At 36.2% G+C, this 13,353-nt stretch carries 10 protein-coding genes; 5 read left to right on the top strand and 5 right to left on the bottom strand.

The features are described 5' to 3' along the window. Nucleotides 1-60 precede the first annotated feature (60 nt). The 3 genes from AQF98_RS10265 (at nt 61) to AQF98_RS10255 (ending at nt 4,117) form a co-directional block, all read left to right on the top strand. The gene (locus AQF98_RS10265) at nt 61-1,023 is read left to right on the top strand and encodes a 3'-5' exonuclease (protein WP_055131844.1); all 963 of its coding nucleotides are present in this window, start codon (nt 61-63) and stop codon (nt 1,021-1,023) included. Between the two features lie 60 nt (nt 1,024-1,083). Beyond that, nucleotides 1,084-2,943 (top strand): M1 family metallopeptidase, encoded by a 1,860-nt coding sequence (locus tag AQF98_RS10260; RefSeq protein ID WP_055131843.1) that lies wholly within the window; start codon nt 1,084-1,086, stop codon nt 2,941-2,943. Nucleotides 2,944-3,103: 160 nt separating this feature from the next. Then, a complete protein-coding gene (locus AQF98_RS10255; protein ID WP_055131842.1) occupies nt 3,104-4,117 on the top strand; it encodes a DUF6624 domain-containing protein in 1,014 nt (337 codons plus the stop codon). 8 nt (nt 4,118-4,125) lie between these two features. Here the strand turns inward: AQF98_RS10255 and AQF98_RS10250 are convergent, their stop codons facing one another. Continuing rightward, nucleotides 4,126-4,959 carry a hypothetical protein gene (locus AQF98_RS10250; RefSeq protein ID WP_055131841.1) on the bottom strand — a complete coding sequence of 278 codons (834 nt, stop codon included), beginning with the start codon at nt 4,957-4,959 and terminating at the stop codon, nt 4,126-4,128. After that, the gene (queG, locus tag AQF98_RS10245; protein WP_055131840.1) at nt 4,956-5,894 is read right to left on the bottom strand and encodes a tRNA epoxyqueuosine(34) reductase QueG; all 939 of its coding nucleotides are present in this window, start codon (nt 5,892-5,894) and stop codon (nt 4,956-4,958) included. The genes AQF98_RS10250 and queG overlap by 4 nt, the downstream gene beginning before the upstream one ends. A gap of 110 nt (nt 5,895-6,004) precedes the next feature. Here queG and AQF98_RS10240 point away from each other — a divergent pair, with 110 nt between their 5' ends. Beyond that, a complete protein-coding gene (locus AQF98_RS10240; protein ID WP_055131839.1) occupies nt 6,005-6,226 on the top strand; it encodes a hypothetical protein in 222 nt (73 codons plus the stop codon). 39 nt (nt 6,227-6,265) lie between these two features. Here the strand turns inward: AQF98_RS10240 and AQF98_RS10235 are convergent, their stop codons facing one another. From AQF98_RS10235 to AQF98_RS10225, 3 genes are all read right to left on the bottom strand, one after another. Next, on the bottom strand, nt 6,266-7,774 hold the full coding sequence (locus AQF98_RS10235; RefSeq protein ID WP_055131838.1) for a carbon-nitrogen hydrolase family protein: 1,509 nt from the start codon (nt 7,772-7,774) through the stop codon (nt 6,266-6,268). An 83-nt stretch (nt 7,775-7,857) separates the two neighbouring features. Next, the gene (ruvB, locus tag AQF98_RS10230; RefSeq protein ID WP_055131837.1) at nt 7,858-8,880 is read right to left on the bottom strand and encodes a Holliday junction branch migration DNA helicase RuvB; all 1,023 of its coding nucleotides are present in this window, start codon (nt 8,878-8,880) and stop codon (nt 7,858-7,860) included. Nucleotides 8,881-8,985: 105 nt separating this feature from the next. Continuing rightward, nucleotides 8,986-9,873, bottom strand: coding sequence for a 3-hydroxybutyryl-CoA dehydrogenase (locus tag AQF98_RS10225; protein ID WP_055131836.1), 888 nt, complete (start codon nt 9,871-9,873; stop codon nt 8,986-8,988). A 435-nt stretch (nt 9,874-10,308) separates the two neighbouring features. On the opposite strand from AQF98_RS10225, the gene AQF98_RS10220 reads away from it, so the two are divergent. Then, nucleotides 10,309-13,350 carry a TonB-dependent receptor gene (locus tag AQF98_RS10220; RefSeq protein WP_082434975.1) on the top strand — a complete coding sequence of 1,014 codons (3,042 nt, stop codon included), beginning with the start codon at nt 10,309-10,311 and terminating at the stop codon, nt 13,348-13,350. Nucleotides 13,351-13,353: the final 3 nt, after the last annotated feature.

Here is a 13,353-nt window from a genome sequence, read left to right as displayed (position 1 = left end):
AAAAATATAATTAATGGTATAAGTTTTGAGACTTGTACAGAAATATCGGACCATATATAAATGAAATTAAATTTAAAACGCCCACTGGCATTTTTTGATCTTGAAGCAACTGGAATTAACGTAGGAGTAGATAGGATAGTTGAAATTGCAATTTTAAAAGCAATGCCAGATGGATCAGAGCTAGTAACAACTAAACGTATCAATCCAGAAATTCCAATTCCGTTAGCTTCTTCTTTAATTCATGGCATATATGATGAGGATATTAAAAATGAGCCAACCTTTGGCCAGGTTGCTAAAGAAATAGCTAAGTTTATTGGCGATGCCGACTTAGCAGGATATAACTCTAACAAATTTGATATACCGATGCTCTTAGAAGAGTTTTTACGAGCTGGCGTAGATTTAGATATGCAAGGCCGTCGTTTTGTTGATGTGCAGAATATTTTTCATCAAATGGAGCAGCGTACCTTAAAAGCAGCATATAAATTCTATTGTAACGAAGAGATCATCAATGCACACTCTGCAGAGGCTGATATTAGGGCAACCTATCATGTGTTACTGGCACAGTTAGATCGTTACAAAGACAAAGACTTTGAGGATAAACAAGGTAATATCTCTCAACCTGTACAAAACGATATTGACGCTTTACACAATTTTACCAACATGAGTAAACCTGTAGATTTTGCAGGCAGAATGGTGTACAACGAAAATGGCGAAGAGGTAATCAACTTTGGTAAACATAAAGGCAAAATTGTTGAGCAGGTATTTGATATCGAACCTAGTTACTATGCTTGGATGAAACAAGGTGATTTTCCTTTGTACACCAAAAAGAAACTAGATGAAATTTGGAACCGTTGGAGCAAAAAGAAAGACGAGCAACGTTTGGCCAAACAACAAAGCCAAAATGCTAAAAGTAATCCTCCGGTAAATAACAATAAACCAAAACCAGTACAACAGAAACAAAAACCTGCTGCAGTAGTTACAAATGACATGTTGGAACAACTGAAAATGAAATTTGGAAAATAAGTTATTCGTTTTGAGCTATCTGAAAATTGCTTAAAGTAGTTTAACTAAACCCTCGTTCCTATGAAATCTATCAAATTATTGTACTTAATGCTTTTCATAGCAGTAAGTGCCAATGCGCAATTGCCTGTAGAGCAGATTTTTAAAAATGCTTATCAAAAGGGAACGAGAGATGTTAGTGGTAAACCGGGTAAAAACTATTGGCAAAATACGGCCAATTATCAGCTTAAAATTAATTTCGACCCTACTTCTAGAGTAATTAAGGGAACAGTAGATGTACAATACTTTAACAATAGCCCTGATACCTTAAAAGAGCTTTGGTTTAAATTATATCCAAACTTGTATAAAAAGGGTGTAGTGGTTAAATCAAAAATAAATGAAAGAGATTTAGGAGACGGAGTGAGCATCACTGCTGTAGTATTGAACAATGCCACAAAAGATGTTGCTAGTTTGGTTATTGATGGTACCAATATGCATACGCCAATTAATCCATTGGCACCTGGAAAAAGCCTTACCCTTAAAATTGAATACAATTATATTTTAAATAAGGGCTCGCACGTACGTACCGGACAGGTTGATGATGGCGCACATTTTATTGCTTATTTCTTTCCACGAATAGCTGTTTACGATGATGTAGATGGCTGGAATAAAATTCCATACACTGGTTCTGAAGAGTTTTATAATGATTTTTGCAACTTCAATGCAGAAATTACCGTACCTAAAGATTATGCGGTTTGGGCAACTGGAGATTTGTTGAATGGTGCAGAAGTATTTGCCCCAAGCGTATTTAAAAAATATGAGCAAGCGCAATTAACAGATCAGGTAATTGATGTAATTGATAGTTTGGATTTAAAGCAACAAAAGGTCACTGCTCAAAATGCTTTCAATACTTTTAAATTTGATGCCAAGAATGTAGTCGATTTTGCTTTTGCAACCAGTAACCATTATTTGTGGAAATCGACCAGTTTGGTTGTTGATCCTAAAACCAAAAGAAGAACTCGGGTAGATGCAGTATTCAATCCTAAACATAAAGATTATTACGAGGTAATAGATTTTGCCCGTAAAACCGTTCACGCCATGAGTTACGAATTCCCAAAATGGCCTTTTCCCTATAGTCACGAAACTATTTTTGATGGTTTAGACCAAATGGAATACCCAATGATGGTGAACGATAACCCGGTTGACAATAGGGTAGATGCCATTACTTTAACAGATCACGAAATTTTCCATACCATGTTCCCATTTTATATGGGCATAAATGAAACCAAATACGGTTGGATGGATGAAGGGTGGGCAACCATAGGTGAGTGGTTGATCTCCCCAATGATAGATAGCAGTATTGTAGATGAATATGGTATTGCACCAACTGGAAATTCATCTGGTGAAAAGGAAGATACCCCAATTGTAACCTTAACCACTGCCTTAAAAGGGATAGGTAGCTTTACCAATTCTTATCCAAAACCAGGTTTGGGCTATCTTTTCATTAAAGATTATTTAGGCGATGAACTGTTTACCAAAGCCTTGCATAACTATATTAAATTGTGGAATGGTAAACATCCTATGCCATACGATTTCTTTTACAGCATGAATGCTGGAGCGGGAAAAAATCTAGATTGGTTTTGGAAACGTTGGTTTTTTGAAGATGGGGTAACTGATATGGCTATTAAATCGGTAAATAAAGTGGATGGCGGTTTTGCTATTACCATAGAGAATAAAAGCACCAAACCCTTACCAATAGACCTCAGCATTACTTATAATGATGGTTCGTTAGAAAAGGTACACCATACCATTGGCGTTTGGGAAAGTGGAAGCAAAACCTTTGTATCAACAATTAAAACCACAAAAAAAATAACAAAAGTGGTACTGGGCAGTAGCCATGTACCTGATAAAAATAGAGACGACAATACTTTCGTAGTCAATTAAATAAAAGCCTTATCTATGTAGATAAGGCTTTTTCATGCAACATTTTCTAATATGGTACGTCTTATCGTACATGGGTATTTTTCAAATCTTTGAGCAAAAAATGCTTTTTGATTCGATGGATTGAATACCCCAATTGTATAATTATATAAAATATCACATTATGAAATATCTGATGCTTAAGTTTTCTGGTTTAACCTTTATTTGTTTATTGTTGCTTACAAATTCGCTGGTTGCACAAACAAAATATCAGCAATCTATTGATAGTGCTATGCATTTTTACGATAGCAAAGAATATGCTAAAGCAGGAGCTTATTTTGCCAAGGCAGCCAAAATTAATAACAACAGAGATACACAAACCAATCGCTATAATGCTGCCTGTTCTTGGTCTTTGGCTAACCAACCCGATCTGGCTTTTAAAGAGTTAGATCATATACTTTTAGGTAAAGGCATGATCAGAGGTTGGGACGATCCAACAGAATTCCATAACATGTTGCTTAAAGATGCTGATTTTGCGAACCTAAAAAAAGATAAAAGATGGGAAAAAGTAATAGCAGCATCAGCAAAGAGAAAAACGCTTTTCGAAACTAATGTTGATCAAAAACTAGTTGCCGAATTGGCCACTGTAAGAAAAGAAGACCAAGGTTTAAGGTTAAAATTAGATACCATAAGAAAAGACAAAGGCCCTAATTCGGTCGAAGAGAAAGATTTGTGGAAGAAAATAAACCATAGCGATTCGATCAATCTGGCTAAGATTGAAACTTTGCTAGACCAAAAAGGTTGGTTAGCTCCAGAACAAGTAGGTTATGTGGGTAGTCAGACTATTTTTTTGGTGATACAACATGCAAACCTTGCGGTGCAACAAAAATACTTGCCGATGATGAGGGCAGCAGTGAAAAAAGGCAGTGCAATGCCAAATGATTTGGCACTTTTAGAAGACCGTGTGGCCATGAGAGAAGGAAAAAGCCAGATTTACGGTAGTCAGATAACGATTGATAAGGAAACAAAAAAATATTACCTATATCCTGTGATCGATCCAGATCATTTAGACGATAGAAGGGCAACTGTTGGTTTAGAGCCGATTGCCAATTATCTAAAAAGTTTCAGTTTAAATTGGGATCTGGAAACTTACAAGAAAGAGTTGCCAGCCCTTGAAGCGAAGGTTAAAAAGAAATAACAATTGCACTAGTAAGATTTGAAAATCGGATAATACGCTTTTTCAATTCTACCTTCGTCGCTTAATAGTGGGTTTAAATTTGGCTCAGCCAATACTTTTTGTACAGTAGTTTTTTTGCCATTTACCCATACTTTATTTTGGATTAGTCTAATACCATGACTATAATCGGCCCAAGTATTGGTGTGTTTATTGTAAACGGGTTGTATTGCTTTCCCATCTAACTTGTGCCAACCATAAATCACCACTCTTGGAGTTTGTTCACCATAGATTTTGTTGCTAATGATGACATCTTTTTGATTGCCTGCTGTAAGTTTCCCTTTTGGATAAGATTTCAATTGAAGTTTAACCAATTCATTATGGGCTACAAAAACTGGAACAGTAGTCATTGCTTTGGTAGGTGGCATAGGCTGGGGTTCAAGTTTAATGTTTGCACTTTTGTAAATCCTATCTACCATTTTCTTGGTGGGTAAGCTACACTTTAAAAGATAGGCAATACGTTGTGCCAAGATAGGTGTCATAGGTATATAGATGTAATCGTCATTGTTGCCAATAGCTAGGTAATCTGGTAATACATCATATTTGATGGTGGCAAATTGTTTGGGATTCAATTGAATAGTATCTCGAACCTCTTGTAGTATTCTTAAGAAATCAGGGATGTTGCCACTTTTTATTTCTTTAAAAATTAAAATTTCTCGTTGCTGTAAAGTTAAACTACTATCAGCAATGGATTTGGCAAATTCACTTCCTGTTAAAGCATTCTTTTTTCGTGTCTTTAACTTTAATTGCTGTGCATCAGCTGTGCTGAAAAAAAACAGGAGCAAACATAGTGATACGTATTTCATTCTATTTGATGTAAAAAATCAATATTTCTCTTTAATCCTGTAAACTTTGTTCTTTTAACAGCAGAGCCTTTGAATACTTGTTTAAATACCTCGTCGGTCATGTCAATCAACTCATTTTTATTTAAGTTCAAAAGTTCATGTGCAGGTGTAAATGCAGGTTCTTGGTGAGGTGTTGCAAAACGGTTCCAAGGGCAAACATCCTGACAAATGTCGCAACCAAACATCCAGTTTTCTAATTTGCCCTTAAATTCTGTAGGGATTTCATTTTTAAGCTCTATGGTTAGATAAGAAATACATTTGCTACCATCAACTACATACGGAGCCATAATGGCATTAGTAGGGCAGGCATCCATACAACGTGTACATGAGCCACAGTGGTCTGCCGCAAATGGCGTGTCGTATGCTAGGTCTAAATCTATGATCAGCTCTGCTAAAAAAAAGAAAGAGCCAGTGTTTTTACTGATTAGGTTAGAGTTTTTACCTCGCCAGCCCAAGCCAGATTTTTGTGCCCAAACCTTATCCATTACCGGTGCCGAATCTACAAAACATCTGCCGCCAACTTCACCAATGTTATCATTGATAAAAGCCATCAACTCCTGTAGTTTTTCTTTGATTACGGTATGATAATCTGTGCCGTACGCATATTTTGATATTTTAGGTGCATTGACATCAACTTGCTTGTCTTGGGTAAAATAATTCAGTGTTAGGGAGATCACAGATTTTGAACCTTCTACCAATAACCGAGGATCAAGTCGTTTATCGAAATGATTTTCCATATAGGCCATTTCGCCATGGTTATTATTTTTTAGCCAATTTTCTAAACGAGGTGCTTCTTCTTCTAAAAAATCTGCCTTAGCGATGCCACAAGCCATAAAGCCAAGCCTTAGGGCTTCGGTTTTAATCATTTGACTATATTTTGCAGCATTGTTGTACATCGCACTACAAAGATAGGTTTTTAAGGTAAAAACCTTTTAACGCAATGTTTGTTAGTTAATAAAGCGTAATAAGGGTTATTGTGCTGCTCTTACATTTAATTCTCAATGTTATGGAAAATACAACATCAAAACATACCGAAGATCCAAATAAACCAGCACCGCCGATAGAAACGAATTATGAAGCCCATAAAGAAAACCCAGGACCGGCACCCACAGTGAATGAACCTGATAATGAAGGTGCCGGACAAGCAATGAAGTGGATTATCCCAATTGTAATTGTGGTTTTATTGGTTGTTTGGTTTATATTTTTCAGGAATAATACTTCTGCTTAGTTTAACTTGTTTGAAGAAAATTAATGGGGTGCGAGAGATTTAATTCTTTAAGAGTTTAACCTCATAAAGGTCATTCCTTCGGTCTTTGAGTATCTTAACCGTACCGAAGTGATGAAGTTCATCTAATAAATGCAAGTCCACATCAACTACCAACATCATTTCTGTATTGGGTGTGGTTTCTGCTTTTACGGCATTGGTAGGGAAGGCGAAATCTGAAGGGGTAAAAACTGCCGATTGCGCAAATTGGATGTCCATGTTGTTTACTTTTGGTAAATTGCCAACACAGCCAGCTATGGCTACATAACATTCATTTTCAATAGCCCTGGCTTGGGCGCATCTTCTTACACGGGTATAGCCATTCTGTGTATCTGTTAAAAAAGGCACAAACAAAATTTGCATGCCTTGGTCTGCATAAATTCTACTTAGTTCAGGAAATTCAACATCATAACAGATTAAAATGCCAATTTTACCACAATCTGTATCAAAAACACCAATTTTATCGCCACCAACCATACCGTAGTATTTCTGTTCGTTGGGCGTAATATGGATTTTTCTATATTCTTCTGTTAAACCATTGCGGTGACATAAGTAGGTGGCATTATATAGTTTACCATTGTCAATAATGGGCATGCTGCCAGAAATGATATTTACGTTATAAGCCACAGCATATTCTTGAATTTTGCTTACAATTTCTGTAGTGCTTTCGGCCAATTTTCTCATGGCCTCCATTTCTGGTAAGTGATTATACGGTTGGAGCAGGGGAGTATTGAAAAATTCAGGAAACATGATGAAATCTGATTTGTAGCCACTCACTGCATCTACAAAGAATTTAACCTGTTCATAAAATGCTTCGATATCATTAAATAAACGCATTTGCCATTGCACTAAGCCTAGTCTAATCGTTTTTGCAGATCTGGCAGATACATTATCTTGATAATAAATGTTATTCCATTCAATCAGCGTAGCAAATTCTTTAGATTCTAAGTCTCCGGGTAAATAGTTTTTTAAAATTTTGCGAACGTGAAAATCATTAGATAATTGGAAGGTAAGCGTAGGATCGTATATTTCTTTGGCCTTTACCTTATCGATGTATTTTCGAGGTGTTAGGGTAGCCGCATATTCATGATAGCCCGGTATTCTACCCCCTGCAATGATACTTTCTAAACTTAAAAGTTCGCAAAGTTCTTTTCTGGCTTCATATAAACGTCTGGCCAAACGTAAGCCCCTATAATCTGGATGTACAAAAACTTCAATACCATATAATACATTTCCTCCTGCTGTATGGGTAGAAAAGGTATACTTTCCTGTAATCTCTTCATAGGTGTGGTTGTCGCCAAAAATGTCGTAATCAACAATAATCGAGAGCGAGCAAGCAACTACTTTATCATCTACTGCAATACATTGTTGTCCCTCTGGGAAAATATTGAGTAGGTTCTGGATATTTGCCTTGCTCCAAATGCCATTGCCACTCGCATCATAAGCTTGCACCATTGATTCACGTAGGTCTTTATAATCTGCTATCGTGAGTTTTCGTATTTCTATATTCATAAAAATAAATTAATAGGCAATAGAATATAAGGCCCATTTTATTGAGAATAATTAGTTTGTTAGCAATACAAACAATAGAAATACTAAAAAAGTTTGCCTGTTTGGCCTATTTTTATTCGATTGAGGTGTTTGTAGGCCGCTTCGGTTACCTCACGGCCGCGAGCTGTGCGCATTAAATAACCTTCTTGTATCAGAAATGGTTCATAAACTTCTTCAATGGTACCATCATCTTCACCAACAGCAGTTGCAATGGTTTTTAGCCCCACTGGGCCGCCTTTAAACTTATCGATAATCGCCAGTAAGATTTTATTGTCCATTTCGTCCAAGCCATGTTCATCAACGTTTAAAGCGGTTAATGCATATCTTGCAATTTCAGTGTCAATGTTTCCATTGCCTTTAATTTGAGCAAAATCTCTAGTTCTGCGAAGTAGGGCATTGGCAATACGAGGTGTGCCGCGACTTCTGCGGGCAATCTCATAAGCACCTTCGTCTGTAATAGGCGTTTTTAAAATCTCAGATGAACGTAAAACAATGGTGGTAAGTAATTTTGCATCATAATAGGCTAGCCGAGAATTAATGCCAAATCTAGCTCTTAATGGAGCTGTTAATAATCCAGAACGGGTAGTGGCACCTACCAAGGTAAAAGGATTTAAGCTGATTTGAACAGAGCGGGCATTTGGACCACTCTCTAACATAATGTCAATCTTAAAATCTTCCATGGCAGAATATAAATATTCTTCAACCAGAGGGCTTAAGCGATGAATTTCATCTATAAAAAGAATATCACCAGTTTCTAAATTGGTTAACAAACCCGCCAAATCACCGGGTTTATCTAAAACCGGACCAGATGTAACTTTAATATTTACACCCATTTCATTGGCAATGATATAAGATAAGGTTGTTTTCCCTAATCCTGGTGGGCCATGCAATAATACATGATCTAAGGCTTCGCCACGAAGTTTAGCCGCTTTTACAAAAATCTTGAGATTTTCTAGAATCTTATCTTGACCTGTAAAGTCTTCAAACTCTTGAGGACGCAGTACTTTTTCAATATCACGTTCAATTGGGCTTAAATTTTCAGAAGAAGGGTCAAGGTTTTCGTTCATTTTAAGGTATGGTGTAGATCGTATTTTTGTATATACAGGTGGTATATACAAAAATACGTCAAATATTATAATATGTGATATAAATAGTCTTCTATAAGCTATAGTTTACGCAAATTTGGCCGCTACCTTGGCTTCTTTCACACCATTGCTATAATCGTAAAAACCTTCACCAGATTTTATTCCTTTCTTTCCGGCCATTACCATGTTTACCAATAGGGGGCATGGCGCATATTTTGGATTGCCAAAACCATTGTGTAATACATTTAATATAGCAAGGCATACATCCAGTCCTATAAAATCGGCTAATTGCAATGGGCCCATCGGATGTGCCATTCCTAGTTTCATTACCGTATCAATTTCTTCAACTCCAGCAACATTTTCATATAGGGTGTAGATGGCTTCATTGATCATTGGCATTAAAATTCTATTGGCTACGAAACCTGGGTAATCATTTACTTCAACTGGAGATTTGGCTAGATTTTTAGATAAATCCATTACCAAATTTGTGGTTTCGTTACTGGTTGCATAACCTCTAATTACTTCAACCAATTTCATTACAGGCACAGGGTTCATAAAATGCATACCGATTACCTTATCTCCGCGATTGGTTACAGCCGCAATTTGAGTAATTGAAATTGACGAGGTATTGCTGGCTAAAATAGCTTCTGGTTTGGCAAACTGATCAAGGTCTTTAAATATCTTCAATTTTAAATCGATATTTTCTGTTGCTGCTTCTACAATTAGATCTGCATCTTCAACGCCTTGTTCTAGATTAGTGTAGGTAGTAATATTAGCTAATGTATTTTCTTTGTCCTGTTCAGTTAAAGTGCCTTTAGCAACTTGTCTTTCCAAGTTTTTAGTGATGGTAGCAACCGCTTTACCCAAGGCATCTATATTGATATCTACTAAGTTTACCTGATAGCCAAATTGGGCGAAAGTATGTGCTATGCCATTACCCATTGTACCTGAGCCTATTACTGCAATATTTTTCATTCGTTTATTTATTTTTTTTTATGCTGATGATACCATTATGCTTTATACCTACTTACAAAGTAACAGCTGTTGACATAAAGGTTTAATTTGAAAAAATGTTAAGAACAAAGCTACAAAAAAGCGATAATGAAAAGGAAGCTTTCTATGGGGATGGCAGGAAGAAAGATTAATTATGGTTTTTTTTAAAAAAATGTTGCCTTACAAAAATGAATTATGACGGACAAAACGGTCAAAAACTGAGTGTACCATGTTTTTGTTTGTCATTGTATTGTAATATTAGGGTGTTTGATGTATTTTAAAAAGGACAATATATACTAAATAGGACACTTTTAGTAAAAAAGTACACTTTTGATAGAGTATGGAGTGTTATTGGATTGAATGTAATATTTATATTGCAGAACAAATTAACTCATTATTAATCTAAAATTAATCTAAATGAAAAAACAACTACTAGGACTAATTGTTCTTGGGTTGCTGACGTTGAGCACAGCAATGGCCCAAAATAGAACGATTACAGGTAAAGTGACTAGCGCAGATGATGGCTTACCAATTCCATCAGCAAATGTGAAAGCTTCGGGTACAGCACTCGCCGTACAAACTAAACCAGACGGAACTTACTCTATTTCAGTTCCTCAAAATGTTAAATTTCTTGAATTTTCTTACATCGGACTTGGAACTGTGTCAGAAACAATTGGTTTAAGAACAGTAATTGATGTGAAATTAGTTTCAACATCATCTTTAGAAGAAGTTGTAGTTACAGGCTTTGGTATTAGACAATCTAAAAAGGATATCACCGGTTCTACTACTTCAATTTCAGGTAAGGATATAGAAAACCTACCTGTACAAAGTGTGGATAGAGCGATGCAAGGTAAACTTGCTGGGGTTCAGGTAACTTCATCAAGTGGTATTCCAGGATCGGCCATGAGTGTAAGGATTAGGGGGGTAGGTTCCATCAATGCTGGAAGTTCGCCATTATATGTTGTTGACGGAATTCAGGTAAGTGCTGGTGACTTTACTAGTGCAACTACCAGTGCAAATGCTTTAAGTGCACTTAATCCAGATGATATCGAATCGTTAACTGTATTGAAGGACGCTTCTTCCGCAGCGATTTATGGTGCTTCAGGTGCAAATGGTGTAGTGATCATTACCACAAAAAGAGGTAGAGAAGGTAAAACCCAACTTACTTTTAATGGTTATGCTGGTTATAACGACTTCATTAGTCTTCCAAAATTGTTAACTTCTCCAGAGTGGATCCAATTGTCATTAGAAGCTTATGCCAATCGTTATGGAGCTACATCTACTCAATATGTTAACTTTTATAATACTTATGTAACTCCATTTGGTGGAATTGACAAAGTTCCTACATATGATTGGTTATCTGCGGTTTCTACAAAAGGGATCACTCAAAATTATGAACTTAATGCAAGAGGTGGTAATAAAGAAACTAAATTTTATATTTCTGGAGGTTACAACACTCAAAAAGGTCAAGTTATTGGTACTGACTTTTCTAGAGGAAACATTAAAGTTAATTTAGACCATAAAGCTACAGAAAAGTTAGATTTTTCAACATCTTTAGGTTTAAGTACAATTACTCAAAATACAACATCATCTGCTGGTGCTTTTGCTAATATTAGCAGAACGGCTCAGTTACAGTCGCCAATCAATGCGATCTATAATGCTGATGGTACCTATAATACAAATCTACCTGGTGCATACGATCAATTTAACGTGGTTCAAATTGCTAAAGGAAATATTCAGCGAGGTACGAGTAATCAATTTACTGGTAATGGAAATGCTAAATATAAATTCACAGATTATTTATCATTCAGATCTAATTTTGGAGTTGATTATTTAGAAATTGTTGAAAATACATTTAATGACCCAAGGTTTGGTGATGGAAGATCTGTAGATGGTTCTGCAACGGCTGGTAATACAAGAAATACCAACTTCCAGACAGATCAAATCTTAAATTTTTCTAAAACAATTGCCTCTAAGCATAATATCAACGCTTTATTAGGCTTTAACTATAGAAGTGAAGTTAGAACTTATTCTAATGCAACTGGCCAAACTTTGCCATCTTACAGATTTACTCAGGTTTCTTCTGTAAGTACACCGCTATCTCCATCAGGAACTTATACTACTTTCAGAACTGCAGGTTATTTTGCTAAAGTTGATTACAACTATGACAATAAATACTATGCATCAGGAACAGTAAGATATGATGGATCTTCTAGATTCGGGTTAGAAAATATATTTGGTTGGTTCCCAGCTGGAGCAGTTTCTTATCGTATCTCTCAAGAAGATTTCCTTAAAGATGTGAAGTTTCTTACAGATTTGAAATTAAGAGCAAGTTATGGTACTACTGGTAACCAAGCTATTGGTAACTTTGACTCTAAATCTTTATACAGTAAAACTGGTGAGTATGTGACAAGTGGAACTGGAGCAGCTCTAGGTGGAGCCGTAGCCCCTTCTCAACTTGGCTACCCTGCCTTGGCATGGGAGCGCGCAACCACTTTAGATGTGGCTATGGAATTTAGCTTATTTAAAGGAACTGTAAATGGTACAATTGGTTATTATAATAGAGCCAATACTAATCTATTGTTAGGCCAGCCTTTACCATTAACCTCTGGTTTTAGTACAATTAGCCAAAACGTAGGTAAAATGAGAAATAGAGGTGTTGAGTTTGAACTCTCTACACAAAACGTGAAAACGAAAAATTTCTCTTGGAGAACTGATGCCAATATTGCTTATAACAAAAATAAGATCGTTAAACTATTAGATGGTCAGACTTTATTAGGTGGTAACTTTGGTATTGCTGTAGGTCGTCCTCTCAATTCAGTTTATACCTATAGATCAGCAGGTGTAAATCCAGCAGATGGTAGACCAATGTGGTATGATGGTTCAGGAAATATTACTTATACTCAAAATGCTGCAACTGATAGAACCTATATTGGCGATCTAAACGCTAACTATACTGGTGGTTTAACCAATACTTTTAATTATAAAGGATTATCTTTAAGCGCATTCTTCCAATTTAGTTATGGTAACTTAGTTCTAGATCAAGACAGGACCTTCTTTGAAAGAGCTGGTTCAACAGTAGATAGAAACCAATATGCTGTTAACTTAGAGAGATGGACTACACCTGGTCAGTTTACTGGAATTCCAAAGCCATTTTTTGGAGGTACAATTTTGAATGTTGGTGGAATTAATCACACCTCATCAACTGCGATCTCAGATCGTTTTTATGAGGATGGTTCATACATTAGGTTAAAAAGTATTACCTTGGGCTATGACTTGCCAAAATCATGGTTAAATGCTGCTAAGTTAAGATCAGTGCGTATTTATGCACAAGGTTTAAATCTTTTAACCATTACAAAATACCAAGGTGTTGACCCAGAGTTTGTGAATGCTAGTGGAGATTTTGGACAGTACCCTCAGTTTAAAAATTACACCCTTGGTTTAAGTGTTGGATTTTAATAA

It is taken from the genome of Pedobacter sp. Hv1, from assembly GCF_001412215.1.
Lineage (GTDB): Bacteria > Bacteroidota > Bacteroidia > Sphingobacteriales > Sphingobacteriaceae > Pedobacter.
The sequence above is the reverse complement of the archived record's forward strand: the minus strand, read 5'-3'. Positions and strand labels throughout refer to the sequence as shown.

Excerpts from the sequence above, each read along its gene's own strand:
- queG (WP_055131840.1), bottom strand. The coding sequence starts at position 5,894 with ATGTACAACAATGCTGCAAAATATAGTCAAATGATTAAAACCGAAGCC.
- AQF98_RS10240 (WP_055131839.1), top strand. The coding sequence starts at position 6,005 with ATGGAAAATACAACATCAAAACATACCGAAGATCCAAATAAACCAGCA.
- AQF98_RS10255 (WP_055131842.1), top strand. The coding sequence starts at position 3,104 with ATGAAATATCTGATGCTTAAGTTTTCTGGTTTAACCTTTATTTGTTTA.
- AQF98_RS10235 (WP_055131838.1), bottom strand. The coding sequence starts at position 7,774 with ATGAATATAGAAATACGAAAACTCACGATAGCAGATTATAAAGACCTA.
- AQF98_RS10220 (WP_082434975.1), top strand. The coding sequence starts at position 10,309 with ATGAAAAAACAACTACTAGGACTAATTGTTCTTGGGTTGCTGACGTTG.
- AQF98_RS10225 (WP_055131836.1), bottom strand. The coding sequence starts at position 9,873 with ATGAAAAATATTGCAGTAATAGGCTCAGGTACAATGGGTAATGGCATA.
- AQF98_RS10260 (WP_055131843.1), top strand. The coding sequence starts at position 1,084 with ATGAAATCTATCAAATTATTGTACTTAATGCTTTTCATAGCAGTAAGT.
- AQF98_RS10250 (WP_055131841.1), bottom strand. The coding sequence starts at position 4,959 with ATGAAATACGTATCACTATGTTTGCTCCTGTTTTTTTTCAGCACAGCT.
- AQF98_RS10265 (WP_055131844.1), top strand. The coding sequence starts at position 61 with ATGAAATTAAATTTAAAACGCCCACTGGCATTTTTTGATCTTGAAGCA.
- ruvB (WP_055131837.1), bottom strand. The coding sequence starts at position 8,880 with ATGAACGAAAACCTTGACCCTTCTTCTGAAAATTTAAGCCCAATTGAA.